Below are 24,568 nucleotides of genomic sequence, written 5' to 3'. Positions count from 1 at the left end.
CGCGAAGGAAGTCCGTGCAGGCTGCCGTCACCGTCACCCCCGCCCAGATCCCCGAACTGCTCCTCGGCCTCGCCACCGTGCGTCCCGTGTTCCTCTGGGGGGCGCCGGGCATCGGCAAGTCCTCGCTGGTCAGGAAGTTCGCCGACTCGCTCGGGCTGGAGTGCGTCAGCCTCCTCGGTACGCAGCTCGCCCCCGAGGACCTGATCGGCGTACCCCAGATCCGTGACGGCCGGTCGGTGTTCTGCCCGCCCGAGGCGATCGCCCGCGACGAGCCCTACTGCCTCTTCCTCGACGAGCTCAACGCCGCGACCCCGGACGTCCAGAAAGCCTTCTACTCGCTGATCCTCGACCGCCGGATCGGCTCCTACGAACTCCCCGCGGGCTCCATCGTGATCGGCGCCGGCAACCGCGCCACCGACAACGCCCTGGCCCGCCCCATCGCCTCGGCCCTCGTCAACCGCCTCACCCACGTGCACCTCCAGGCGTCCGCGGCCGACTGGCTGGTGTGGGCCGGGGAGAACGGCATCCACCCCTGGGTCACCGACTACGTCACCGACCGCCCCGACCACCTCTGGTCGCCGCCGCCCAAGACGGAGGAGCCCTTCTCCACCCCGCGGTCCTGGCACATGCTCTCCGACGCCCTGCACTCCTTCGGGACCGGCCTGGACGAGCAGACCCTGAAGATCGTCGCGCACGGCACCCTGACCCCCGCGCACGCCGTCTCCTTCTGCGGCTACGCGAAGATCGTCCGCCACACCTTCGGCATCGAGGCCATCCTCAAGGGCGACGCCTCCTGGCCCACCCGCCTCGCCGACCGCGACCTGCTCTACTTCCTCGCCGAGGCCTTCCGCGGCCGCCTGGTCAAGGAACTCCCGGCGCAGAGGGAACACGTCTCGCCCGCCGTCCGGCAGACCGCCCACCGGGCCAAGTCCCTGCTCGTCCAGCTCGCCGAGATCTCCGTCGAGGTGGCCCAGACCGTCATCGCCGACGACACCGACGGCCTGCCCGTACTGCCCGCCTGGTTCCTCGTCGAAGCGGCCCGCGACATGCCCCGCCTCGTCGAGGCCCGCCGGTGAGCGCGCGCACCCGCGCCCGGAAGGACGACCGGCCCGACCCGGCCGCCGAGGCCTTCGCCGAGGGCCTCGCCCTGGTCAAGCGGAACCCGGCCCTCGCCGCCGTCGACGCCGGAATCTGCCGCCAGGCCAAGTGCGCGGCCACCCCCGCCGGGGGACTGGCCGCCGTGGACTCCAACGGCACCGTCCACGTCCACCCCACCCGGCGCGCAGACCCCCGCGAATGGGCCTGGACGCTCGCCCACGCCTTCCTCCACCTCGGCTTCGGCCACGTCCCGGCCGCCAAGGACGCGGACCGGCCCCAGCCCGACCGCTTCGAGCGCGCCGCCCGCTGCGCCGTCGTCAACCGCTTCCTGCTGACCTTCCCGGCCGGACGGGCCCCCGACCACCTGCCCGCCGAGTACCCCGGCGGCGACGAGGAGACCCTGGCCGCCCGCTGGCGCCGCGACGGCATCCCCGCCGCCTACGAGCAGTGCGGGACCGCCGGGGACCACCCCGACCAGGTCCTGGTGGCCTGGAACGCCTGGAACAACACCGTCCCCGACTGGGAGACCGCCTTCGCGCACGCCCTCACCCGCAGCGTCTCCGCCGCCATGGACGTGGCCGGCGGCCGCCGCGACCGGATCACCGGGGAGCGCGTCCGCCAGCACCCCTGGGACCGCGCGCTGAACTGGTTCGTCTCCTCGTACCCGCTGCTCGGCGGGCTCGCCGGAGGGCTGCGCATCGTCGCCGACGCCGAGCTGGCCCGCTCCCAGGCCATCGCGGTCGCGGCGGTCAGCGCGCGCGCCGGAGAGATCTACGTCAACCCACTGCGCCGCTTCACCGACGAGGAATGGCGGTTCGTCCTCGCCCACGAGATGCTGCACGCCGCCCTGCGCCACGGCGAGCGCCGCGGCGCCCGGGACCCCTACCTGCACAACGTGGCGGCCGACTACGTGGTCAACGGCTGGCTCGTGGAGATGGGCATCGGCGAGATGCCCGAGGGACTCCTCCACGACCAGGCGCTGAAGGACCTGTCCGTCGAGGAGGTCTACGACCGGCTCACCACCGACCTGCGCAGGATGCGCCGCCTCGCGACCCTGCGGGGCAAGGGCCTCGGGGACATCCTGGGGGAACCGCTGCCGCACGCGGGCAGCTGCCCGTACACGGACCTCGACGAGTTCTACCGGCGCGCCCTGGTCCAGGGCTTCGACCTGCACGCGTACGGGGAACGCGGACTGCTGCCCGCCGGGCTGGTCCAGGAGATCCGGGCGCTGGCCCACCCTCCCGTGCCCTGGGACGCCCGGCTCGCGCGCTGGTTCGACGAGTACGTGCCACGTCCGGTGGCCGTACGGTCCTACGCGCGCCCGGCCCGCCGCCAGGCCTCGACCCCGGACATCCCGCGCGCGGGCCGTTACTTCCCGCCCGAGGAGGTCGCCCGCTGCACCTTCGGAGTGGTGCTCGACACATCGGGCTCCATGGACGCCGCCCTGCTCGGCAAGGCGCTGGGCGCGATCGCCTCGTACGCGCAAGCCCGCGACGTACCGGCGGCACGCGTCGTGTTCTGTGACGCGGCGCCGTACGACGCGGGCTATCTGCCGCCCACCGACATCGCGGGCCGGGTGAAGGTGCGGGGGCGCGGCGGGACCGTGCTGCAGCCGGGCATCGACCTGCTCCAGCGGGCCGAGGACTTCCCGCCCGGCGCCCCGGTGCTGGTGATCACGGACGGGTGGTGCGACACCCTGCGGATCCGGCGCGAGCACGCCTATCTGGTTCCGCAGGGTGCCTCCCTGCCGTTCACGCCGCGGGGGCCGGTCTTCCGACTGACCTGACGGTTTAGTCGAGGTAGTCGCGCAGCACCTGCGAGCGCGAGGGGTGGCGCAGCTTGGACATGGTCTTGGACTCGATCTGGCGGATGCGCTCACGGGTGACCCCGTACACGCGGCCGATCTCGTCCAGGGTCTTCGGCTGGCCGTCGTTGAGGCCGTAGCGCATGGAGACCACGCCCGCCTCGCGCTCCGAGAGCGTGCCCAGGATGGACTGGAGCTGCTCCTGGAGGAAGGTGAAGGAGACCGCGTCGGCGGGCACGACCGCCTCGGAGTCCTCGATGAGGTCACCGAACTCGCTGTCGCCCTCCTCACCCAGGGGGGTGTGCAGGGAGATCGGCTCGCGGCCGTACTTCTGGACCTCGATGACCTTCTCGGGGGTCATGTCGAGTTCCTTGCCCAGCTCCTCCGGAGTGGGCTCCCGGCCGAGGTCCTGGAGCATCTGGCGCTGGACACGGGCCAGCTTGTTGATGATCTCGACCATGTGGACGGGGATGCGGATGGTGCGCGACTGGTCGGCCATGGCGCGCGTGATCGCCTGCCGGATCCACCACGTGGCGTACGTGGAGAACTTGAAGCCCTTGGTGTAGTCGAACTTCTCCACGGCGCGGATCAGGCCGACGTTGCCCTCCTGGATCAGGTCCAGGAAGAGCATGCCGCGGCCGGTGTAGCGCTTGGCGAGGGAGACCACGAGGCGGAGGTTGGCCTCCAGCAGGTGGTTCTTGGCGCGGCGGCCGTCCTCGACGAGGATCTCCAGCTCGCGCTTGAACGCGGGCTTGTGGTCCTCCTCCTCTTCGAGCTTGTACTCGGAGAACAGACCCGCCTCGATGCGCTTGGCGAGCTCGACCTCCTGCTCGGCGTTGAGGAGCGGCACCTTGCCGATGAGCTTGAGGTAGTCCTTGACGGGGTCGGCGGTGGCGCCGGCGACCATGACCGTCTGCGCCGGGGCGTCGTCCTCGTCGTCGTCGGACAGGACGAAGCCGGCGCTGCCGCCCGTCTTGGGCGTCTCCTTCTCGTCGCCCTCGTCGAGGTCCTCGGCTGCCCAGTCCTCGCCCTCGGCCACGGGGGGCTCGCCCTCGTCGCCGTCCTTGGCGCCGGTCTTCTTCGCCGCGGCGGTCTTCTTGACGGCCGTCTTCTTCACGGCGGTCTTCTTGACCGTGCGCTTCTTCGGCTCGGCGGCATCCGCCGAGTCCTCGGCAGCGGCCTCGGTGTCGGCCGATATAGCCGCCGCGGCGGCCACGGGAGCGGCCGCGGTCTTGCGCGCGCCGATGGGGCGCGGCGCGGCGGCGGCCTTCTTGGCCACGGTGCGGGCGGGGGCGGCGGCCTTGCGGGGCTTCTTGGCGGGAGCCTTGGTGGCGGGGGCCGCGCTGACGTGAAGGGCGACACCCTCCTCGTCCAGGACCTGGTTCAGGCTGCGCAGGACCCGCTTCCACTGGTCCACCGGGATGCGGCCGGCCTCGAAGGCCTGGCGCACGTCGTCACCGTTGATGTGACCCTGCTCGCGGCCGCGCTCGACGAGCGCGACGAGGGCCTCCGATTCGGCGATCTCCGGAGGGAACGTACGGGACGGGCTGAGCGACACAAGGAGCCTCTCGTTGCGAACAGATATGGGGTGGACGGGACATCATCGCGCGAACTCGGGAAACAGACCCGAGGGGGGTCTGTATTCCGGGGCCGCGCGAGGACACCTGTCGGTTCATCGCACGCCCGAGTCGATTCGTTACGCGCTGAATTGAGTGACCTGCGCCACGCTGTGGCCGCGCAACCGATTCGGCGCGGATCCGTCCGGCCCCGCCGTCAGCCCGTTTTGCGGGCCTCGATGAGGAAACGGGCGGTGTGCGCGATGAACGGACCTTCGCGTTCGATCCGTTCGTGCAGCTCGCGCAACCGGTCCCGGTACTGCCCGACCGTGAAGCCGGGCACCATCCAGATCACCTTCCGTAGAAAGTAGATCACGGCTCCGATGTCGTGGAACTCCGTGCGCAGTCGTTCGGACCGCAGATCGACCACTTCGAGGCCGGCCGCTGTGGCCTCGGTCACCGCGTCGTCGGGGTGCCGGCCGCGCCGGACCTCCTCCGGCTGCGGGCCGAGGAAGTACTCGACGAGCTCGAAGACGCTCGCCGGACCGACCTGCTGCGAGAGGTAGGAGCCGCCGGGCAGCAGCACGCGCGCGATCTCGTCCCACCAGATGGTCACCGGATGCCGGCTGGTGACCAGCTCGAAGGCCCCGTCCCCGAAGGGCAGCGGCGGCTCGTCGGTGTCGGCGACCACGGCCGCGCCGAGCGGGTGCAGCAGCTCGGTGGCCTTCTGGACGTTGGGCGGCCAGGACTCGGTGGCCACCGTCAGCGGGGGCAGTGGACCGGACCCGGCGAGCACCTCGCCGCCGCCGGTCTGGATGTCGAGCACGGACCGGACCCCGGCCAGGCGCTGCCGCAGCAGCCCCTGGTAGCCCCAGGAGGGGCGCTGCTCGGTGGCCCGGCCGTCGAGCCAGGAGAAGTCCCAGCCGTCCACGGAGACCGATTCCGCTTCGGCGACGAGGTGGTCGAAAGTGCGCGTCATGTCTAGATCGTCCCAGGTCGGGCGCCGGTCAACCACCGGATATGTCGACTACAGTGGACGCGGGCCGTGACTGGCGTTCGGGTGGATCACCACCGGGGAGCGGCCCGGCGTACTCCCGTATGTCGACTGCCGCGCGCCTGGGCGAACCGCGACCGCGATCCGCAGCGACGTTCAGGAGACCCCATGACGACCGCCACTGCCCAGCTGATGGACGGCACCGCCCTCGCGCGGCGCATCTCGGAGCAGACCGCCGCCCACGCGGCGAAGATCACCGAGCGCACCGGCACCGCGCCCTGCCTCGCGACCGTCCTGGTCGGCGAGGACCCCGCGTCCGTGACCTACGTACGCATGAAGCAGAACCGCTGCGCCAAGGCCGGGATCACCTCCCGCCACGTGGAGCTGCCGGCCGCCACCACCACCGAGGAGCTGGTGGCCACCCTCACCGCGCTCTCCGAGGACCCCGAGATCAGCGGCATCCTGCTCCAGCACCCCGTCCCGCACCACATCGACGAGCGGGCCGCCTTCGAGGCCATCGCCCCGGGCAAGGACGTCGACGGGGTCACCATGCACTCCTTCGCCGCCATGGGCTTCGGCCTGCCGGGCTTCGTCTCCTGCACCCCCGGCGGGATCATGCGGCTGCTCGCCGCCTACGACGTGGACCTGACCGGCAAGCACGCCGTCGTCGTCGGCCGCAGCGCGATCCTGGGCAAGCCCGCCGGCATGCTGCTGCTGGAGCAGAACGCCACCGTCACCTACTGCCACTCGCGCACCCAGGACCTGCCCTCGATCGTGCGCCAGGCCGACGTGCTGGTCGCCGCCGTCGGGAAGGCCGAGTTCATCCGCGGCGAGGACATCAAGCCGGGCGCGGTGGTCCTGGACGCCGGGTACAACGAGGGCAACGTCGGCGACGTCCACTTCGAGTCGGCCGCCGCCCGGGCCTCGCTGATCACCCCCGTACCGGGCGGGGTCGGCCCGATGACCATCGCCGTGCTGCTGGAGCAGACCGTCCAGGCCGCCGCCGCGCAGGCCGGTCTGGACGGGTGAGTCCGAGGTGGCGTCGTCCGCCCGCAGGGCGTGCCTGGCACCTCCCCGCAGGCGCCACTTCGGACTCACCCGTCCAAACCTCGCGGCCCTCTGACGCGCCGCACCGGCCACCGCACGTCGAACGCCCCGGGCCCGTCGGCCCGGGGCGCGCCTGCCCCGCCCTTGCCCCCAGCCCTCAGCTCCGCGCGGCCGCGGCCGCGGCCCGGCGCGCGGCGGCCACGACGGGGGAGCCGCGGAACTCCCGGGACAGGGCGGTCAGCGGCCGGCTGTCCAGGCGGTACGGGTCCGGGTGCTCGGGCCCGGCGCCGGCCGCCCGGCCCTGGCAGGCCGCGGCCAGCACGGCCGCGTCCGCCACCACCGCGGCCCGCGCCTCGCACAGGCCCTGCCCGCGCGCGGCCTCGTACGCGGTCCGCCGTACGGCGGGGTCGAACCAGGGGGCCAGGGCCAGGATCCCGTCGTCGATGACGGACTCCCGGTGGATCAGCCGGATCCCCACCGGCGACCACCAGGTCAGCGGCACCGTGCGGACGCTGGAGGCGGCGAAGCCGCGCAGCGCCTTCCACAGCGGGTGCAGCCGCCGGTACCGGCTGAAGTCCCGCCAGGCCGGCGATCCGCCCACCAGCGGCACGATGAAGCCCGTGCCGACCATCAGGGCCGCCCCGGAGGCCAGCGGCGGGGCCACGTGCGTGGACAGCAGGTCCCAGTCGCGGCCGGTCCAGCGGGCGCCCAGCGCGGCCCACTTCACGACGAGGTAGCCGAGGTCCAGCAGCCCGCCGAAGACGATCAGGGCCAGTCCGGTGCGCAGCGGCCGCAGCGAGTGGTCGGCGCTCAGCAGCCATTTCCCGCACAGCCCCGTCAGGACCGAGCTGCCGACGGTGTGCGCGAGCAGGTAGCAGATGATCATCTCGCGGATCCACGGCGTGTTGGCGTAGTACGTGTCCAGGTCGCGCAGCCGCTCCACGGGCGCGTCGCCGATCACGAACAGGACGACGATCAGCAGCGAGACCCCGCCGAAGACGGCCACCGTCAGCCACGTCGCCCGCCGGACCACGGCCGGCGGGCCGCCGCCCCACTGCAGGACCAGCACCACGCAGGAGCCCGAGAACGCGGTGAGCACACCGAACACGAGCGGCGCCGAGAAGTTGACCACCCCGGTGAGACGGTTGACCGCGGAGATCGTCGGCGGCGCCGCCAGGAACATGACCAGGGAGCCGACGACGAGCAGCGCGCAGACCGCCCGCATCAGCGGCTGGTCCCAGCCCCGGCGCAGTGTCGGGGCCTTGGCGAGGAGCACCAGGATCAGGACCGCGCCCGGCACGTAGAGGATGAGGCCGTCCGTCATCTGGCCCGGCCGACCGGGTCGGCCGGGCCCACCGGGTCGGCGTCCTGGTCGAGGCCGGCGACGATCCGTTCGGCCGCGGTCAGCGGCGGCGCCTTCAGGGCCTCCCGGTCCGAGGCGCGCAGCACGCGCCACACCACCGAGGGGCGCAGCCAGTACGTGGGCGCGCTGCTCATGGTGATCACCTGGAGGAAGGCCGCGGTGAGCGCCTCCCGCGTGGTGGCGCCCGTCATCAGCCGGTCGACGTACCCGTTGAGTACCCCGGCGCCGGCCCGGGGCCGCATCCCCGTGGCGCCGGGGTAGAGGATGTCCTGCGAGGTGGCCAGCTCCCAGGCGGTGCTCACCTGCGGGGCGAGCGCCCGCTGGGCCTGGCGGCCGAGGGAGGGGTGGGAGAGCCCGCCCCTGGCGCGCAGCAGGGCGCGTACGGCCAGCAGTCCCTGGGCGGCGACCGTCATGCCCTGCCCGTACAGCGGGTTGAAGGTGGCGACCGAGTCGCCGACGGCGAAGAAGCCGTCGGGCAGGTCGGCCTTCTCGAAGTAGATCCGGCGGTTGGCGGTGCCCTGGGTGACGGCGACGTCCGTCAGCGGCTTCTTCCCCTCCAGGAGTTCGCCGACGATCGGGTCCCGGATGCCCTTGGCGAAGGGGATGAACTGGTCGGGGTCGCCGGTCGGCTGGCCGCCCCGGGTCCCGGACAGGGTGGCCTGCCACTGGCCGTTCTCGATGGGCACGATGGTGGCCGTCTGGCCGGGTACGTGCACGCGCGGGTCGGACTGCACGTTGACGATGGGGAAGTTCGCCGCGTGGGCTCCGGCGGGTGCCTCGAAGATCCGTGTCGCGTAGACCAGTCCGGAGTCGACCTCGGCCCGCCTGATGCCGCTGACGCCGAGTTCCTGGAGCCAGTTCCGGGCGCGGGAGCCGCGTCCGGACGCGTCCACCACGAGGTCGGCGGCGATGAGCCTGCCCGCCTCGTCCGGGGTGTCGACGCGGACGCCGGTGACCCGTGCCGCCGTGCCCTCCAGGCCGCGGACCCGGCTCTGCTGGAGGGTGGAGACGCCGGTCAGGCCGGTCACCCGGGCGCGGACCACCGAGTCGAGGAGGTCGCGGCTGCAGGAGATGTTGAACTGCTTCTCGCCGAAGCGCGGGATCCAGCCCTGGGCGGTCTTCGTGACGAGGTCGGTGGGCAGGCTGCGGCGGATCGCGCCCGCCGCCGTCCAGTCCCCGGTGATGCCCGGGAGGATCTCCTCGATGGCGCGGGCCCCGCCGGACCACATGACGTGGACGTGCCGGGCCTGCGGGAGTCCGCGCCGGGGCGCCGGGCTGTCCGGCAGGGTGTCCGCGTCGATGATCGTGACCGTCGCGTGCTCGGCGAGCACGGCGGCCGCGAGCAGGCCGGCCATGCTGCCGCCGATGACGACGGCGTGGCGGGGCGGGGAAGACTGGGTCATCGTGTGGTGCTCTCTGTCAGGGCCGTGCGAAGGGCATCGGCGGGGAAGTTGCTCGGCGGGGTGGCGCACGGCCGCCGGCCGGGACCAGGTCGCGCCCTGGGCCCGGCCGCCGGAGCGGCGCTCAACGTCCCCAGCCGAGCGAGGTCTTGATGCGCTCGATCGCCTCGGGGAACTGTTCTTCCCGGGGTGGTGGCAGGTACCCCTTGAGGATCTTGCCGAGGTGCAGGCCGAAGATCTCGGCCCGGATCTCCGCCGGATCCTCCTGGTCGGCCCGGGCGGCCGCCTGCCGCACCACCGAGCTCAGCCCGGCCTCCGAGTGCAGCAGTTCGGCGAGTCCGCCGCTGCGGCCCGTCAGCCGCGCGGCCACCGCCATGCCCGGTCCGTGGCTGTCGCAGGTGCCCTCGTCCACGTGCCATAACTCGTGGCAGGCGATGACGAGCTGGTGTTCGGGCCGGGTGTGTTCCTCGATCACGAGGAGGTCGCGCTCGTCCATCTGGAGCCAGAGCCCGCTGGCGGTGCCGGGCGGGAACGGAACGAAGCGGAAGTCCACGGTCCGCCCGCCGCGCCGTCGGCCGTACGCGGCGCACACGCGCGCGATGATCTCGGTGACGTCCGCCGAGCGCGCCAGCCGCGCGCCCTCCAGCAGATCGCAGCCCAGCCTCCGCATGGCCCGCGTGGTCCTCATGGCGTTCCCCCCTCGGCAGGGCGGCCCTCGGCCGGTGCCCCGCCGTTCGTGCCCGGAAGCCCGAGCTGCCCCTCGCGCGCGAGGAGATCGTCCAAGTGGTCGGCCAGTGACTTCCAGCCCTGCGGGGACAGCCGCCCGGCCCGGGTGACGATGCTCCGCACGTCGTGCCCCCGCATCACCGCCAGCATCGGGTTCTCCGCCTCCCGTTCGGCGGACTCCAGTTCGCGCTCGATCCCGGACAGCACGGTCGCGAGCGCCTCGGTGTCCTCGGCCAGCAGGAAGCCGCCCTCGACGCCGTAGAAGCGCTGGATCCCGGCGGCCGCCGCCAGGTTCGGCAGGCCCTCGCGCTGGGCGACCCGGGTCAGGGACTGCCCTGAGGCGTCGAAGGACTTGGCGATGGCGGCCAGCGCGTGGGGCTGACCGTCCTCGCGGAGCCGGGTGCGGCGCAGGTGCTCGAACCGCTGGTGCACCTGCTCCTTGAGCGGCAGCCGGGGCGGCCTGCCGTCTAGGGTCAGCCGGACGGCGTGCGGGGTCATGCCCGTCAGGTACGACAGGTGCTCCAGGTCGTCCCCGCGGTCCGGGGCGGTGGCCGACGTGAGGGCCAGGGCCCGCTCCACCGCGCTCTTGCTGTCGGCGAGCAGGAAGCCCGCGTAGACCCCGAAGAAGCGCTGCACGCCGGCCGCGTGGCCCAGCCGGGGCAGTCCGGTGCCCGCGTTGAGGGGGCCGAGGGAGGCGCCGGGCGCCCCGAAGTCGTCGGCGATGGCGGCGAGCGGCCACTCCCGGCCGTGCTTGTCGCGCCGGGTGGCCCGCAGGCGCAGGAACCGCCGGTGCACCCGCTGGTCCAGCGCCAGCTCGCAGACCGTGCCCGCCACCACCCCGGGGATCCGGGCGGGTTCGACGCCGGAGAGACGGCTCAGCCGCTCCACGGCCAGCACCTCGGCAGGATCCTTGCCGCGCTGGTCCGACAGCCCCTCGATACGACGCCAGATTGCAGCGAGGGCGGGTCGGGCGGCGGCTCGCACCTGCGGATTCTCCGTGAGTCGAGAAGGAGTTCGAGTGTTCTGGGCTGGGTGAAGCCTAGCCCCCCGCCCTCCGGCGAACCAGGGCGCCCCCCAACCTTTCCTGCCCTCGGGCTCAAGAAAGGTTGGCATGACCTGCGAGGTAATCGACCCGCTCGCAGGCCGCGCGGCACAGTGGAGCCATCGGGTTCCGGGGCCGCGCACTCGGCTCCGGCACCCGTCCCCGTGGCGCTGCGTCCGGCCGGCTCAGGAAGTCAGCGAGTGCAGGTACTTCGCCGTCGCAGGGTCGGCCGGGAGCAGGGTCTCGACGGCCAGCTCGGCGACGGTCACGTCCATCGGCGTGTTGAAGGTGGAGATGGACGACACGAAGGACAGCAACTGCCCGTCGTGCTCGATCCGCAGCGGCAGGGCGATGTACGGAACCGCGTCCTCCGGTTCAACGGCCCCAGCTCCGTACGTCCCGGCCCCGTGCGCGCCGGACCCGTGCCCGTCCTGCCGGTCCGCCACGGGGTAGGCCGCGACCTCCTCGTACAGCGCCCGCAGCGGCGCGGAACGCGACAGGGCGAGCTGCCGATCCATCTGGTCCAGCAGGTGCCCGCGCCACTCCCGCAGGTTGTGGATCCGCGGGGCGAGCCCCTCCGGGTGCAGGGTGAGCCGCATGGCGTTCAGCGGCGGCGCCAGCAGGTGCTCGGGCAGCCCGTCCATCAGCATCGCGATGCCCCGGTTCGCCGCCACCACCGTGTAGGTCCCGTCCACGACCAGCGCCGGATACGGCTCGTAGCCGGTCAGCAGCCGTTCCAGGCCCTCGCGCAGCACCCCCATCGACGGATCGTCCAGCGGGGTGTGCGGGTACCGGGGCGCGTAACCGGCCGCCAGCAGCAGCGCGTTGCGGTCCCGGACCGGCACGTCCAGATGGTCCGCCAGCCGCAGCACCATCTCCTCGCTCGGCCGGGACCGCCCGTTCTCCACGAAGCTGATGTGCCGGGAGGAGGAGTCGGCGCGTCCCGCCAGCTCCAGCTGGCTGATCCCGCGCCGCTCCCGCCAGTCGCGCAGCAGCGTGCCCACCTTCGCCGTAGTCATGCTCACGACGTTAGCCCTGACCGGGTCCGGCCGGCAGGGCTCATCCCAGGTCGAAGACGTTGCGCAGGCCGAGCCGGTAGCGCCACCGGTCGTGCCGCCGGGCGGCCTCCACCCCCGGCGCCCGGTACAGCGGCGTCACCGTGCACCGGGCGGCCGCCGAACCGTCGTGGTCCAGCAGGCTGTTGACGGCCGCGCGGGCCGAGGCGTTGGCCCCCTCCATCGTGGCCAGGTCGATGTCGACGGCCACGTAGTCACCGCTGAGGAAGAAGTTCGGGACGCGGGTGCCCGCGCTCGGCCGGTTGTGGAAAGTGCCGGTCGGATGGATCAGCAGCTCGTCCTCGTTGGTGGGGTTCGGGGTGCCGAGCCCGTCCACGCCCGGGTCCAGGAACCACGAGTGCAGCGCGGAATCGGCCAGCACGGTCCTGCCGGTGTCGTTGAGGGAGGCCTTCAGCTGCGCCCACACCTCCCGCGCCACCTCCTCGCGGGTGCACTGCTTGGCCGTCTTCCCGTACAGGATGCCCGGCTTGTCCCACTCCGAGATGTCCACCGACAGGCAGTCCACCGCCCTGCCGTCCCCGTAGTGGGCCGGGAAGTCGCGGGACGGCCAGTGCTCCGCCTGCTGGATCGCCGTCAACGACCAGGCGGAGTCGATGCAGTTGAGGTGTCCGTGCACCAGCGGGGCCCGCTCGGTGAGATAGAACTGGATGCCCGTCATCCAGTCCGTCTCCAGCTTGTCGCAGCGCCCCAGCATCGGGTCGGCGGCCCGCAGGCCCGCGCTCCAGGTGCGGCGGGCGTGCTCGACGGGCAGGGCCGACACGTAGTGGTCGGCGGTGACGGTCTGCGCGGCCCCGGCCGGGTCCAGGACCACGACCCCGCTCACCCGGCCGTTCCCGTACCGCACCTCGCGTACCGTCCAGCCGAGCTTGAACTCCACGCCGAGAGTGCGCAGATGGGCCTCCCAGGGGTCGATCCACGCCTCGTTGGTCGGCAGGTTGAGGATCCGGTCGGGCGGGCCGTCCGCGCCGCGCCCGAGCGCGTTGAACACGAAGGCCTCGCCGAGGGTGCCGACCGTACGGGTGGAGGCCTCCTCGGCCTTGGTGGCCACGATGTTGCGGGTGATGCCGACGGCGAGGATCCGCTGGTACTCGGCGGACATCTGCCCCGCGCGTACGAACTCCCACCAGGGCGTGCGCTCCCACACCTCGTCGCGCCGCTCGTCGCAGCTGGTGAGGAAGACGAGCGCGCGGTCGACGAAGTACGCCGTCTCGTGCGCGGGGAGGCGGACCAGGGTCTGCAGGATGCCGCCGAGGGCGCGCCGGAGCTCGTCGGGCGTCAGCCCGGCGGCGGAGTGGCCGGGCCACGGGATGGGTGCGCGCAGGTCCTCGCGGCCGCCGGCCCGGGCGAACATCATCTCGGGCGGGGCGACGAGGTTGTCCCACACCCCGTTCGGGTTACCGGGGAAGGGGATGCGCCGCATGGTGTCGGGCAGGTTGTGGTAGATGCCCGGGATGAAGCGGAAGCCGTGCTCCGCGGGCAGGGGCCGGCGCCCGCCGCGGGCGCTGCCGGGCACGTCCATGCTGCGGGCCTTGCCGCCGAGCGCCCGGCGCTCGTACACCGTGACGGCGTAGCCGCGCTCCGCCAGTTCGTGGGCGGCCGTCAGGCCCGCGACCCCGCCGCCGAGTACGGCGACGCTGCGGCCGTTCGGCGGTGTCGCGGCAGCGGCCGCGCCGGCGGTGGTGGCGGTGCCGGCCGCCGCCGCCGGGACCGCCGCGGCCCCGGGGGCCGTCAGGGCCCCGGCCCCGGCCGCCGCGCCCGCCATGAACGTACGCCTGGAACTTCCCGTGCCGGCCATCCGGTGCCCCCTCGTTACCGCTGGTAACAGTCTCGTCAGGCGCAGGAGCATAGGGGCGTCGCGCTCGGCACGGAAGGCACGGAAGTACCCGGGCGCACTATGGCGCGAAAGGTTCACACCGGCGCGTGCTGTGGGAACCTTGACTCCACGTCACGGGAAAAGGAGCCGGTGCATGCCGAGTGAGCCGCTGTCGCAGAAGGAGATCGAGGACCGCTTGCGGGAACTCCCGGGCTGGGCCTTCGAGGACGACCGGATCTTCCGTACCTACCGACTGGGCACGCACTTCGCGGCGAGCGCCCTGGTCGCCCACATCGCCTCCGTGCAGCAGGAGTTGAACCACCACTCCGACCTGACCCTGGGCTACAACACGGTCCGCCTGTCGGTGAACACCCATGACGCGGGCGGAGTGGTCACGGCGAACGACTTCGCACTCGCCGAGCGCGTCGAATCCCTCGCCCCCGCCCACGGCGCGCGCTGATGCCGATACCGGGCTCCCTGCTCGACTACGACGCGGAGGCCGAGGCCTACGACGCCACCCGCGGTGGGATCCCCCGCGCCGAGGCCGCCGCCGCGGCGGTCCTCGGCCTGCTCCCGGCGCCCGCGCGCACCCTCCTCGACCTCGGCTGCGGCACGGGCATCGTCACCGCCCGGCTGGCCCGCCCGGGGCTGCTGGTCCTGGGCGCGGACTCCTCGTACGGCATGGCCTCGATGGCGCTCCGCCGCGGGGTCCCCGTCGTCCTCGCCTCCGGCACCCGGCTGCCCGTACGGTCGGGCTCGCTGGACGCGGTGAGCGCCGTGTGGCTGCTGCACCTGCTGCGCGAACCGGGCGCGGTGGAGGAGATCGTCGCCGAGGCCGGGCGGGTGCTGCGCCCCGGCGGGGTGTTCGTCACCACCGTCGACAAGGACTCCGCGCACGATGTCGGCAGCGACATGGATGCCGTGCTCGCGCCGCACCTCACGTCCACCCCCGCGGACTCCTCGGAGCGGATCGCGGCCCTCACGGCGCGGGCGGGCCTGCGCCCGGCCGCCGAGACCCGCTTCACGGGCCACGGCCAGGGCCGTACCCCGCGCGCCACCGCCGCCGCCCTGCTGGCGGGCCGGTACGCCTCCCGCGTCAGCCCGCGCGGCATCACCCCGCACGAACTGGCGTCCCGGCTGGAACTGCTGCCCGACCAGGACACCCCGCGCGCGGAGCCGACGTACCGCGTACGAAGCTTCGTACACGCCTGACGGCTCCGCGCCGGCCTGCTAAAGCGCTTCCAGCCGCCACCACTGGGCGGGGGAGTCGGTGTCCTCGCCCTGCCGGACCCGGCCCTCCCCGTCGGCCTCCAGCAGCAGCCCGCTGATGCACGCGATCAGGGACACCACGCCCGGATCGTCGAGGTGCTCCTCGACGATCCACTCCTGCGCGCCGAAGGCGTTCGCCCGCCACACCTGCACCCGGGCGCCGCTGTCCGTCGAGGCGTTCGCGACGTCGAGCCGCCGCTCGTTGTCCTCGCTGACCACGTGGAAGATCCCGCCGCCGCTGTGCACCGGCGAGATCAGCCACCGGCGGGCGGCCGCCGGAGCGGGCGGCCCGTCGGGGCCGACCCGCACCCGGGAGGCGCCCTCCAACTGGAGCACCAGCCCGCTCTGCACGTTGCGGATCCGGTAGAGCCCCTCGGAAAGGTTCACGCGGCCGCCGCTCACACGTCGAAGACGGCCGGGTCCGGACCGATCCGGCGGGCGGCCGCGCCCGCGCCCAGGGCGTCCAGCGCGGCCATGTCGGCGGCGTCCAGCTCGAAGCCGAAGACGTCCAGGTTCTCCCGGATGCGCGAGGGGGTCACGGACTTCGGGATGACGACGTTCCCGAGCTGGAGGTGCCAGCGCAGCACCACCTGAGCGGCGCTGCGGCCGTGCTTGGCGGCGATCCCGGTGACGGCCGGGAGCGTCAGCAGCTCCTTGCCCTGCCCCAGCGGGGACCAGGCCTCGGTGGCGATCCCGCGCTCGGCGTGCACGGCGCGCAGCTCGGCCTGCGGGAACAGCGGGTGCAGCTCGATCTGGTTCACGGCCGGGACCAGCGCGCTCTCCCGGGCGATCCGCTCCAGGTCCGCCGGGCGGAAGTTGGACACGCCGACCGCCTTGGCGCGGCCGCTCGCGGCGATCTCCTCGAAGGTCTTCCAGATGGAGACGAAGTCCTCGCGCATCGGGCGCGGCCAGTGGATCAGGTACAGGTCGACGTATTCCAGGCCCAGCTTGCCGAGGGAGTCGTCGAAGGCGCGCAGCACCGCGTCCCGGTCCCAGGTCTGCTGCGGGCCGTTCCACAGCTTGGTGGTGACGAACAGCTCCTCGCGGGCCACCCCGGAGGCGGCGAGGCCCTTGCCGGTGCCGTCCTCGTTGCCGTAGACGGCCGCCGTGTCGATGCTGCGGTAGCCGGCCTCCAGCGCGGTCGCGACGGCGCGCTCCGCCTCCGCGTCCGGGACCTGCCAGACGCCGAAGCCGAGCTGGGGCATGAGCGTGTCGTTGTTGAGCTTGACGGTGGGGACCTGATACACGTCGGGTGATTCCCTCGGGTCGGTGATACGGCTACGGGGGGCCACAACCGGCCCCCCGCACGACGTATTCCCGCCACCCGGACCGGCCTTCACGGCGGGCCGGGAGAGCTCCCGAGATACGCCTCCCGGACGAGCGCGTCCGACCGGACCTCGGCCGGTGTGCCCTCGGCGAGCACCGTCCCGAGGTCGAGTACGACCACCCGGGTGCAGAGGTCCATCACGAAGGCCACGTTGTGCTCCACGAGCAGCACCGCGCAGCCCTCCTCCGCGGCCAGCCGCCGGATCACCGCCGCGAGCCGCTCGCGCTCGGGCGCCGACATGCCGGAGGCGGGCTCGTCGAGCAGCAGCACGCGTGGCGGATCGGCCACCGCCCGGGCCAGCTCCACCATCCGGCCCTGCCCGACCGGCAGCCCGCCCGCGTACGCCGTCCCGAGCGCGTCGATCCCGCAGCCCGCCAGCACCCGCTCACCCCGGGCCCGCCGCTCCCGCTCCCGGGCCCGCCGCGCCGGGAAACCGGTGAGGTCGGCGGCGAGGCCGCCCCCGCCGCCCCGCCACTCCTGCGCCACCAGCACGTTGTCGGCGACGCTGAGCTGCCCGAAGAGCTGCTGGCGCTGAAAGGTCCGGCGCATCCCGTGCCGGGCCCGCCAGACGGGGGAGCGGCGGGTGATGTCCGTCCCGTCGAGCAGCATCCGCCCCTCGTCGGGCCGCCGGATCCCGGACAGCACGTCGAACAGGGTGGTCTTCCCGGCCCCGTTCGGCCCGATCAGCCCGCACACCTCGCCGGCCCGGACGCCGAGGTCCACCCCCGTCAGCGCCCTGACACCACCGAACCGGACGCTGACGCCCCGGGCCTGGAGTACGTATCCGCTCATGTGGCCATCCCCAGGTAGGCCTCGGTGAGCCGGTCCGCCTCCACCTCGGCCCGTGGGCCGCACCAGGAGACCCGGCCCTGGGAGAGGTAGGCGACGGTGTCGGCGATCCCGAGGATCTCGGCCGCCTTCTCCTCCACCAGCAGCAGCGCCGTCCCGGCCTCGCGGAGCTCGGTGAGCAGCGCGTACACCTCGTCCACGACGCGCGGAGCGAGCCCGAGCGAGGGCTCGTCGGCGATCAGCACCCCGGGCGGCCGCTGGAGCAGCGGAGCCAGGGCGAGCATCTGCTGCTCCCCGCCGGACAGGGAGCCGGCGGGGATCCCGCGCCGCTCCGCGAGCCGGGGGAACCGGTCGTAGACGGCGGCGCGGGCATCGGCCTCCCCGAGGTACAGGGCCAGGTTCTCCTCGATGGTGAGCGAGGGGAAGATCCCGCGCCCCTCCGGGGCGAGCAGCACCCCGGCCCGGGCCCGGCGTACGGGGCCGTCGTGGGTGGCGTCGCGGCCGCCGACGTACACCGCCCCGGCGGTGACGGGCAGCAGCCCGGCGGCCACCCGGCAGGCGGTGCTCTTCCCGGCCCCGTTCGGCCCGAGCACGGCGAGGATCTCCCCTCGCCGGACGGTGAGGTCGACCCCGTGCAGCACGAGTCCCCCGTCGTACCCGGCGGTGATGCCGCGCAGCTCCAGCGCGGGGGCGGGCCGTGCGGCGGGGTCGGGCCGTGCGGCGGGGTCGGGCCCTGCGGGGCTTTCCCCCACCCCGCCCTTTCGCCGTTTCCCGGGGCTCCGCCCCGGACCCCGCTCCTCAAACGCCGGAGGGGCTGAAAGAACAGCCTCGCCGGCGTTTGAGGCGCAGGGGTCCGGGGGCGGAGCCCCCAGATCCAGCCCCGCCGGCGTTTGAGGCGCGGGGTCCGGGGCGGAGCCCCGAGAGGCGGCGGCGCGCCGCTTCGCCAACCGCACCGGCACGGCCGCGCAGTACCCGTCCGGGTCGTTGGCGAGGGCCAGCCCGGCGAGGCCGAAGAGGATCACCGGCAGATGGGCCGAGGCCGTCACATAGTCCGCCAGCACCCGCGGAGCGACGGCGAACACCAGCCCCGCCACCACCGCGTACTGCGGTCTGCGCACGCCCGCGGCCACCACGACCGCCAGCCACACCAGCCCCGTCATCGCCGTGAAGTCCGTCGCCGTGATCCGGGTGTTGTACGAGGCGTACATGACGCCCCCGAACCCGGCCAGCCCGGCCGACAGCGTGAACAGCAGCAGCTTCGTGCGCAGTACGGACACCCCCGAGGCCATCGCCGCCGCGGGCGCCGACCGTACGGCCAGCATCGCCCGCCCCGACGGGGAGTGGCGCAGTGCGCTCAGCGCGGCGGCGACCAGGGAGACCAGGACCACCAGGGCCACCCCCAGCGCCCGGTCGTCGGACAGGTCCACCGGCCCGAACACCGGCCGGGGGACCGGCCATCCCGAATCCCCGTTGCGCAGCCACCTCAGCTGGAACAGCACCTGGTCGGCGAGGAAGGCCAGCGCCAGGGTCGCCAGCGCCAGCGACCGCCCGCCGAGGCGCAGCGCGGGCAGCGCGACCAGTGCCCCCAGCAGGGCCGCCACGCAGGTGCCCACCGCCAGCGCCGTGACGAACGGCCAGCCCCGGCTCATCAGCAGCCCGGCGACCAGCGCGGCACCGGTCACGAAGGTGGCCTGCGCCAGCGAGACCATCGCCCCGAGCCCGGTCACCACGGTGAAGGACATGAACACCAGGGCGATGGCCAGCCCTTGCGCCAGCAGCCCGCTCCAGAAGGGGGTCGTCACGGTGTAGAAGGCGACGCAGAGCAGCCCCGCGCCCGCCGCCCACACCCCCCACCGCCGGCCCCAGGACGCTCCGGCCAGATGGTCCACCGGCGGCGCGTCCGCGGCCGCGACCCCCGCGGTCCGGGCCCGCCGGGTGAGCACCAGCAGGCCCGCGAAGAGGATCAGGAAGGGCACCGCGGTACGGAATCCGGTGATCCGCTCGGCGAAGGAGGCGTACCCGGCCACCAGGTTCTGCAGGACGCCCAGGCCCAGTCCGCCCGCGAAGGCGAGCGGCACGGACGCGAACCGCCCGATGACCGCCGCCGTCGCCGAGACGAACAGGAACAGGGTGAAGTCGTGCGCCGACAGCCCCAGCAGGGGTGTGGCCAGCACACCGGCCAGGCCGGCCAGTCCCGACGCGATCATCCAGGCCACCGAGGACAGCCGGTCGGCGCTGATCCCGCGCAGCTCGGTCAGCGACCGGTTGTCGACGGCGGCGCGCAGCCGCAGCCCCAGCCGCGTGTGCCGCATCAGCACCCACAGGGCCACCGCCACCAGCGCCGTCACCACCCAGGTGATCAGCTGGTCGGAGTCGATGCCGACGCCCTCCGCGAGCTGCCAGGACTTCGCGGGGCTCGGCCCCACCCCGGGCAGCCCGAACTGGTTCTCCGCCGGTTTCACGGGCGCGCCCGCGTCGGCCAGCAGCTCCACCACCCATAGGCCGGCGGCCGGCAGGGCCACCAGCAGGCCGATGGTGGCGACGATCTGCGCGGTCTCGCCGACCCGCGCGAGCCGCCGGAACATCAGCCGGTCCAGCCCCCAGCCCAGGGCGGGGGCCAGTACGAGCACCACCAGCAGCGCCGCCGGTACGGCGGGCCACCCGAGCCCCGAGTGCAACTCGTAGAAGGTGAGCGCGCACAGGTAGGCGGTGGCCCCGTGCGCGAAGTTGAACAGCCCGGATGCCGAGTACGACAGCACCAGCCCGGTGGCGAGCAGTGCGTACAGGGCGCCGGAGACCAGACCGCTCAGCACGAAGACGAGCAGATCTCCCATACCGCGTCCCCTACTTGAAGGGGATGGGCTCGTAGCACTTGAACGGGACGGAGACCTCGTACGCGCCGTTCTTGAGCTGCACGAGCGCCCCGCAGCCGAAGCTGTCCTTCTGCCCCTTGGGCTCCGACCGGTCGCCGACGAGCGTGCCGGTGTCGGAGAAGCTCTGCGCGGCGGCCTGGAAGGACTCGACGGTCAGGTCCTTGCCCGCCTTCTGCGCGATGGACACGAACAGGTCGGCCGACATGTAGCCCGTCAACATGTGCATGTTGAGGGGGACTTCCTGGCCGCCCGCGGCCGCCTTGATGTCGGCCTTGAACTGCGTCATCTGCGGATGGGCCGACTCGAAGGGCTGGAACTGGAGCAGGACGTGCACCCCGTCGAGGGCCTGCTTGGTGGCGTCCTTGGCGAGCAGGCCCGGGTCGTAGTCGGTCGGGTCGGAGAGCAGGCCCCTGTAGCCGCTGCGCTTGAGCGCGGTGAACAGCCCGATGTTGTTGGGGGTCTGCATGACGGAGACCACGGCGTCCGGGGCCTTGCCGCCGTTGCTCTCCATGATCTCCTTGACGTACGCGGACCAGTCGTTCGGCACGGCCGTGCCGGGCACGGAGGCCTTGGCGTAGGAGACCGTGAACCCGGCGCTGGTGAAGCCCTGCTGGAAGGTGCGGATGCCGAACTTCCCGGCATCGCTGTCGTTGGCGATGACCGCGACCGATTTGCCCTGGGCCCCGCCGAGGATCTGGCCGATCCCCTCGGGCCAGGTCTGGTTGAGGGTGCCGCCGGGGCTGGGGACCAGGCAGCCGTTGAACCCGTAGATGTACTTCGGTCCGCAGAAGGCGGGCAGCGTGCCCCAGCCGAAGGTGGGGACCTTCTCCTGCTCCAGGAAATCGGCCCCGGAGAAGGTCACCGAGCTCATGGGGGAGACCGCGAAGACCTTGTCCTGCTGGACGAGTTTGCGGGCGGACGCCAGGTTCTTCGCCGGGTCCTGGCCGTCGTCCTCCGCACCGAGGTAGTCGATCTTCCGCCCGTGGACGCCGCCCTCGGCATTGGCTCTGAGGTACCGGGCCTTGGCCCCGAGGTCGGTGTCCTTCTTGCTGTAGCCGCTGGCGCTGGTCATGGACACGATGCCGCCGACCTTGATCGCTTCGGCGGTCACCCCGCGGGAGTTCCCGGCGGCTCCGTGCTTGCCGGGGGCGGTGCCGTCGGAGGTGGAGTTGCAGGCGGAGACGAGCGCGAGGGCCGCTGCCGCGGCGGCCAGGGTGCGGATCGGTCGCAACATGTAAGGGATCCCCTCCGGTCGGAATCCCCGCATTCTGTGCGGCACCTGACGGATCGTCAATATCCATGACGAAGTAAAGTGATGCCCCGTCAGAACCCGTGTCAGAACCTGGCGGAAGGGAACGTCATGCCTGGTAGAGGGCCGCGACCTCCCTCGCGTACGCCTTCTCGATCGCCCGCCGCTTCAGCTTCAGCGAAGGGGTGAGCAGCCCCTGCTCCTCCGTGAACTGCTCGGCCAGCACCCGGAAGTTGCGGATCGCCTCGGCCTGCGAGACCAGGGTGTTGGCGGCCACCACCGCCCTGCGCACCTCCGCCGTCAGGTCCGCGTCGTTCACCAGGTCCGCCGCCCGCAGCTGCGGACGCCCGCGCATCGACAGCCAGTGCGCGACCCCCTCCATGTCCAGCGTGAGCAGCGCCGCGATATAGGGACGGTCGTTGCCCACCAGGACGCACTGCGCCACCAGTGGGTGCGAACGCACCCGCTCCTCCAGGGCGTTGGGGGCCACGCTCTTGCCGTTGGAGGTCACCAGGATCTCCTTCTTGCGGCCCGTGATGGTGAGGTAGCCGCCCTCGTCGAGCCGCCCCAGGTCCCCGGTCGCCAGCCAGCCGCCGCGCAGCACCGCCTCCGTGGAGCTCGGGTCGTTGAGGTAGCCGGAGAAGATGTGGCCGCCGTGCAGCCAGACCTCCCCGTCGTCCGCGATGTGCACCGTACTGCCGGGGATCGGCCGGCCCACCGTGCCGTACTTCGTCGCCCCCGGCGGGTTCGCCGTCGCCGCCGCGCACGACTCGGTCAGCCCGTACCCCTCGAACACCGTGATCCCGGCGCCGTCGAAGAACAGCCCGAGCCGGCGCGACATCGCCGAACCGCCCGACATGGCGTGCCGCACCCGGCCGCCCATCGCCTCGCGGACCTTCCCGTAGACCAGCTTCTCGAAGAGCTGGTGCTCCATCCGCAGCCCGGCCGAAGGGCCCGGGCCGACGCCGAAGGCCTTCTGCTCGCGCGCCTCCGCGTACCGCACCGCCGTCTCCACCGCCCGGTCGAAGGGCCCCGTACGCCCCTCCGCCTCCGCCTTGCGGCGCGCCGCCGCGAAGACCTTCTCGAAGACGTACGGGACCCCGAGCACGAAGGTCGGCCGGAACGCGGCGAGATCCGGCAGCAGCTCGGCCGCCGCCAGCACGGGCTGGTGCCCGAGCTTGACCCGGGCCCGCACCGCGGCCACCTCCACCATCCGCCCGAAGACGTGGGCCAGCGGCAGGAAGAGCAGGGTGGACGGCTGCTCGCCGGCCCGGGCCTGGAAGACGGACTCCCATCGGTGCACCAGGGTGTCGGCCTCGTACATGAAGTTGGCGTGGGTGAGCACACACCCCTTCGGACGGCCGGTGGTACCGGAGGTGTAGATGACGGTGGCGATCGAGTCGGGGGTCACGGCGCTCCGGTGGCGGTGCACCACGTCCTCGGCGACCCCGCTCCCGGCGGCGACGAGGTCGTCCACCGCGCCGGTGTCCAGCTGCCACAGCAGGCGCAGCTGCGGCAGCCGGTCGATCACCGAGCCCACGGTCATCGCCTGGTCCTCGTTCTCGACCACGCAGGCGGTGCACTCGGAGTCGTAGAGGATCCAGTGCACCTGCTCCGTCGAGGAGGTGGGGTAGACGGGGACGGGCTGGGCCCCGACCGCCCACAGGGCGAAGTCGAAGAGCGTCCACTCGTACCGGGTCCGGGACATGACGGCGACCCGGTCCCCGAACCGCACCCCCTGGGCCAGCAGCCCCTTCGCCAGGGCGAGTACCTCCGCCGCCAGCTCCCCAGAGGTCACATCGCGCCAGATCCCCGCGGTCTTCCGGCCGAGCACCACCCGGCCGGGATCCTGGCGGGCATGCTGGAAGACGGCGTCGGCCAGGCCCCCGACGGGCACGCCCGTGGCGACCGGTGGGACGGTGATCTCGCGCAAGGCCCCGCTCCTCTCCGTGCGGCGCGGTGACGCTACTCCACGCCGGACGGCAGTTGATCAGGCAGCGGATACCTCCACAAGACCTCCTTTACTTCCGGCCTCGCGGGGTCTGTCCAGCCCCTCCGGGACATCCAGCCTCGCCGGCGTTTGAGGCGCGGGGGTCCGGGGGCGGAGCCCCCGTGCGGCGGAGCCGCACATGCGGCGCCGGGCAGGGGCGGGGCGGGGGAAGCCCCGCGCAGCGGCGGCCCCCACCGGCAGGCGCAGCCGGGCCGGTCAGGGCCACGCGGCCGGGCCGGTCAGGCCGGCCGGCTGAGCCGGTCGCCCCCGGCGAGAACGGCGGCGGCCAACGCCTCACCGGCAGCAGTCGGCCGCTGCCCCTGGAGCAACGCGAAGTCCACCGGCCCCAGCTCCGGCAGCCCGCCGATCCGCACCAGGCCCGGCGGGATCAGCCCCCGGGTGTGCGCCATCACGCCCAGCCCGGCCCGCGCCGCCGCGACCAGCCCGCTCAGGCTGCCGCTCGTACACGCGATCCGCCACGCCCGGCCCTCCCGCTCCAGCGCCTCCAGCGCACGGGCCCGGGTGATCCCCGGCGGCGGGAACACGATGAGCGGCACCGGCCGCTCCGGATCCACCCGCAGCCCCTCCGCCCCGATCCACACCATCCGGTCCCGCCACACCAGCCGGCCCCGCTCGTCCCCCGGCCCCCGCCGCTTCGCCAGCACCAGATCGAGGCGCCCCGCGTCCAGCCGCTCGTGCAGCGTGCCCGACAGCTCCACCGACAGCTCCAGATCCACCTCGGGATGCTCGTGCCGGAAGCCCTCCAGGATCTCCGGCAGCCGCGTGAGCACGAAGTCCTCCGAGGCCCCGAACCGCAGCCGCCCGCGCAGCCGCGTTCCCGCGAAGAAGGCCGCCGCCCGCTCGTGGGCCTCCAGGATCGTCCGGGCGAAGCCCAGCAGCGCCTCGCCGTCCTCCGTCAGCTCCACGCGGTGCGTGTCCCGGGCGAACAGCGGCCGGCCCGTCGCCTCCTCCAGCCGCCGCACGTGCTGGCTGACCGTGGACTGCCCCACGCCCAGCCGCCCGGCGGCCTGCGTGAAGCTGAGGGTCTGGGCGACCGTGAGGAAGGTGCGCAGCTGGACAGGGTCGTACATACCGCCCAGGGTACGCCTGGTCATCACGGTTCAAGATGACAGTGAGTGCGGTGTGCGGGTT

General features: G+C 73.1%; 20 protein-coding genes and 1 riboswitch. Of the genes, 5 read left to right on the top strand and 15 right to left on the bottom strand.

What is annotated here, in order from left to right; genetic code table 11:
• The first annotated feature begins 14 nt into the window (after positions 1–14).
• Both OG447_RS27035 and OG447_RS27030 read left to right on the top strand, forming a co-directional pair.
• Entirely contained in the window at positions 15–1,076 is a 1,062-nt protein-coding gene (locus OG447_RS27035; protein ID WP_266939932.1) for an ATP-binding protein, read from the top strand.
• Positions 1,073–2,884: a hypothetical protein gene (locus tag OG447_RS27030; protein ID WP_266939931.1), complete on the top strand. Its 1,812-nt coding sequence runs from the start codon at positions 1,073–1,075 to the stop codon at positions 2,882–2,884. Before OG447_RS27035 ends, OG447_RS27030 begins: the two co-directional genes overlap by 4 nt.
• A 4-nt stretch (positions 2,885–2,888) precedes the next feature.
• Here OG447_RS27030 and OG447_RS27025 read toward each other — a convergent pair whose 3' ends face one another.
• The gene (locus OG447_RS27025; RefSeq protein WP_266939930.1) at positions 2,889–4,460 is read right to left on the bottom strand and encodes an RNA polymerase sigma factor; all 1,572 of its coding nucleotides are present in this window, start codon (positions 4,458–4,460) and stop codon (positions 2,889–2,891) included.
• Between the two features lie 215 nt (positions 4,461–4,675).
• A complete protein-coding gene (locus OG447_RS27020; RefSeq protein ID WP_266939929.1) occupies positions 4,676–5,437 on the bottom strand; it encodes a methyltransferase domain-containing protein in 762 nt (253 codons plus the stop codon).
• A 56-nt stretch (positions 5,438–5,493) separates the two neighbouring features.
• Positions 5,494–5,587: riboswitch (ZMP/ZTP riboswitch) on the top strand.
• A gap of 33 nt (positions 5,588–5,620) precedes the next feature.
• Here OG447_RS27020 and OG447_RS27015 point away from each other — a divergent pair.
• On the top strand, positions 5,621–6,481 hold the full coding sequence (locus OG447_RS27015; protein ID WP_266939928.1) for a bifunctional 5,10-methylenetetrahydrofolate dehydrogenase/5,10-methenyltetrahydrofolate cyclohydrolase: 861 nt from the start codon (positions 5,621–5,623) through the stop codon (positions 6,479–6,481).
• 175 nt (positions 6,482–6,656) lie between these two features.
• On the opposite strand, the gene OG447_RS27010 is transcribed toward OG447_RS27015, so the two are convergent.
• The 6 genes from OG447_RS27010 to OG447_RS26985 form a co-directional block, all read right to left on the bottom strand.
• Complete coding sequence (locus OG447_RS27010; RefSeq protein ID WP_266939927.1) at positions 6,657–7,823, bottom strand: MAB_1171c family putative transporter; 1,167 nt, start codon at positions 7,821–7,823, stop codon at positions 6,657–6,659.
• Complete coding sequence (locus tag OG447_RS27005) at positions 7,820–9,265, bottom strand: NAD(P)/FAD-dependent oxidoreductase (RefSeq protein ID WP_266939926.1); 1,446 nt, start codon at positions 9,263–9,265, stop codon at positions 7,820–7,822. The genes OG447_RS27010 and OG447_RS27005 overlap by 4 nt, the downstream gene beginning before the upstream one ends.
• Before the next feature lie 121 nt (positions 9,266–9,386).
• On the bottom strand, positions 9,387–9,950 hold the full coding sequence (locus OG447_RS27000; protein WP_266939925.1) for a toxin-antitoxin system, toxin component: 564 nt from the start codon (positions 9,948–9,950) through the stop codon (positions 9,387–9,389).
• Positions 9,947–10,972 carry a hypothetical protein gene (locus OG447_RS26995; RefSeq protein ID WP_266939924.1) on the bottom strand — a complete coding sequence of 342 codons (1,026 nt, stop codon included), beginning with the start codon at positions 10,970–10,972 and terminating at the stop codon, positions 9,947–9,949. Before OG447_RS26995 ends, OG447_RS27000 begins: the two co-directional genes overlap by 4 nt.
• Before the next feature lie 243 nt (positions 10,973–11,215).
• Positions 11,216–12,049 (bottom strand): helix-turn-helix domain-containing protein, encoded by an 834-nt coding sequence (locus OG447_RS26990; RefSeq protein WP_266939923.1) that lies wholly within the window; start codon positions 12,047–12,049, stop codon positions 11,216–11,218.
• Between the two features lie 40 nt (positions 12,050–12,089).
• Entirely contained in the window at positions 12,090–13,901 is a 1,812-nt protein-coding gene (locus OG447_RS26985) for an FAD-dependent oxidoreductase (protein ID WP_266939922.1), read from the bottom strand.
• Between the two features lie 172 nt (positions 13,902–14,073).
• Here OG447_RS26985 and OG447_RS26980 point away from each other — a divergent pair, with 172 nt between their 5' ends.
• Together OG447_RS26980 and OG447_RS26975 are read left to right on the top strand one after the other, a co-directional pair.
• Entirely contained in the window at positions 14,074–14,379 is a 306-nt protein-coding gene (locus tag OG447_RS26980) for a 4a-hydroxytetrahydrobiopterin dehydratase (RefSeq protein ID WP_266939921.1), read from the top strand.
• Between the two features lie 17 nt (positions 14,380–14,396).
• Positions 14,397–15,131: a class I SAM-dependent methyltransferase gene (locus tag OG447_RS26975; protein WP_266940165.1), complete on the top strand. Its 735-nt coding sequence runs from the start codon at positions 14,397–14,399 to the stop codon at positions 15,129–15,131.
• Between the two features lie 18 nt (positions 15,132–15,149).
• On the opposite strand, the gene OG447_RS26970 is transcribed toward OG447_RS26975, so the two are convergent.
• The 7 genes from OG447_RS26970 to OG447_RS26940 form a co-directional block, all read right to left on the bottom strand.
• Positions 15,150–15,575 (bottom strand): RICIN domain-containing protein, encoded by a 426-nt coding sequence (locus OG447_RS26970; protein WP_266939920.1) that lies wholly within the window; start codon positions 15,573–15,575, stop codon positions 15,150–15,152.
• A gap of 11 nt (positions 15,576–15,586) precedes the next feature.
• A complete protein-coding gene (locus tag OG447_RS26965) occupies positions 15,587–16,435 on the bottom strand; it encodes an aldo/keto reductase (protein ID WP_323181860.1) in 849 nt (282 codons plus the stop codon).
• An 89-nt stretch (positions 16,436–16,524) separates the two neighbouring features.
• Entirely contained in the window at positions 16,525–17,307 is a 783-nt protein-coding gene (locus OG447_RS26960) for an ABC transporter ATP-binding protein (protein ID WP_266939919.1), read from the bottom strand.
• Complete coding sequence (locus OG447_RS26955; RefSeq protein ID WP_266939918.1) at positions 17,304–20,138, bottom strand: ATP-binding cassette domain-containing protein; 2,835 nt, start codon at positions 20,136–20,138, stop codon at positions 17,304–17,306. Before OG447_RS26955 ends, OG447_RS26960 begins: the two co-directional genes overlap by 4 nt.
• 10 nt (positions 20,139–20,148) lie before the next feature.
• Entirely contained in the window at positions 20,149–21,411 is a 1,263-nt protein-coding gene (locus tag OG447_RS26950) for an ABC transporter substrate-binding protein (RefSeq protein WP_266939917.1), read from the bottom strand.
• Between the two features lie 124 nt (positions 21,412–21,535).
• Positions 21,536–23,359 carry a long-chain fatty acid--CoA ligase gene (locus tag OG447_RS26945; RefSeq protein ID WP_266939916.1) on the bottom strand — a complete coding sequence of 608 codons (1,824 nt, stop codon included), beginning with the start codon at positions 23,357–23,359 and terminating at the stop codon, positions 21,536–21,538.
• Between the two features lie 296 nt (positions 23,360–23,655).
• Positions 23,656–24,507, bottom strand: a complete 852-nt coding sequence (locus OG447_RS26940) for a LysR substrate-binding domain-containing protein (RefSeq protein ID WP_266939915.1) — start codon at positions 24,505–24,507, stop codon at positions 23,656–23,658.
• Positions 24,508–24,568: the final 61 nt, after the last annotated feature.

This window comes from Streptomyces sp. NBC_01408 (genome assembly GCF_026340255.1).
In the GTDB taxonomy this organism is placed as follows: domain Bacteria; phylum Actinomycetota; class Actinomycetes; order Streptomycetales; family Streptomycetaceae; genus Streptomyces.
Note: the sequence above shows the minus strand (reverse complement) of the source record. Positions and strands in the feature narration are given on the sequence as shown.

What these genes read in the sequence shown, in the direction of transcription:
- OG447_RS27020 (WP_266939929.1), bottom strand. Translation starts at nt 5,437, where the DNA reads ATGACGCGCACTTTCGACCACCTCGTCGCCGAAGCGGAATCGGTCTCC.
- OG447_RS27015 (WP_266939928.1), top strand. Translation starts at nt 5,621, where the DNA reads ATGACGACCGCCACTGCCCAGCTGATGGACGGCACCGCCCTCGCGCGG.
- OG447_RS27010 (WP_266939927.1), bottom strand. Translation starts at nt 7,823, where the DNA reads ATGACGGACGGCCTCATCCTCTACGTGCCGGGCGCGGTCCTGATCCTG.
- OG447_RS27005 (WP_266939926.1), bottom strand. Translation starts at nt 9,265, where the DNA reads ATGACCCAGTCTTCCCCGCCCCGCCACGCCGTCGTCATCGGCGGCAGC.
- OG447_RS27000 (WP_266939925.1), bottom strand. Translation starts at nt 9,950, where the DNA reads ATGAGGACCACGCGGGCCATGCGGAGGCTGGGCTGCGATCTGCTGGAG.
- OG447_RS26990 (WP_266939923.1), bottom strand. Translation starts at nt 12,049, where the DNA reads ATGACTACGGCGAAGGTGGGCACGCTGCTGCGCGACTGGCGGGAGCGG.
- OG447_RS26985 (WP_266939922.1), bottom strand. Translation starts at nt 13,901, where the DNA reads ATGGCCGGCACGGGAAGTTCCAGGCGTACGTTCATGGCGGGCGCGGCG.
- OG447_RS26980 (WP_266939921.1), top strand. Translation starts at nt 14,074, where the DNA reads ATGCCGAGTGAGCCGCTGTCGCAGAAGGAGATCGAGGACCGCTTGCGG.
- OG447_RS26960 (WP_266939919.1), bottom strand. Translation starts at nt 17,307, where the DNA reads ATGAGCGGATACGTACTCCAGGCCCGGGGCGTCAGCGTCCGGTTCGGT.
- OG447_RS26955 (WP_266939918.1), bottom strand. Translation starts at nt 20,138, where the DNA reads ATGGGAGATCTGCTCGTCTTCGTGCTGAGCGGTCTGGTCTCCGGCGCC.
- OG447_RS26950 (WP_266939917.1), bottom strand. Translation starts at nt 21,411, where the DNA reads ATGTTGCGACCGATCCGCACCCTGGCCGCCGCGGCAGCGGCCCTCGCG.
- OG447_RS26940 (WP_266939915.1), bottom strand. Translation starts at nt 24,507, where the DNA reads ATGTACGACCCTGTCCAGCTGCGCACCTTCCTCACGGTCGCCCAGACC.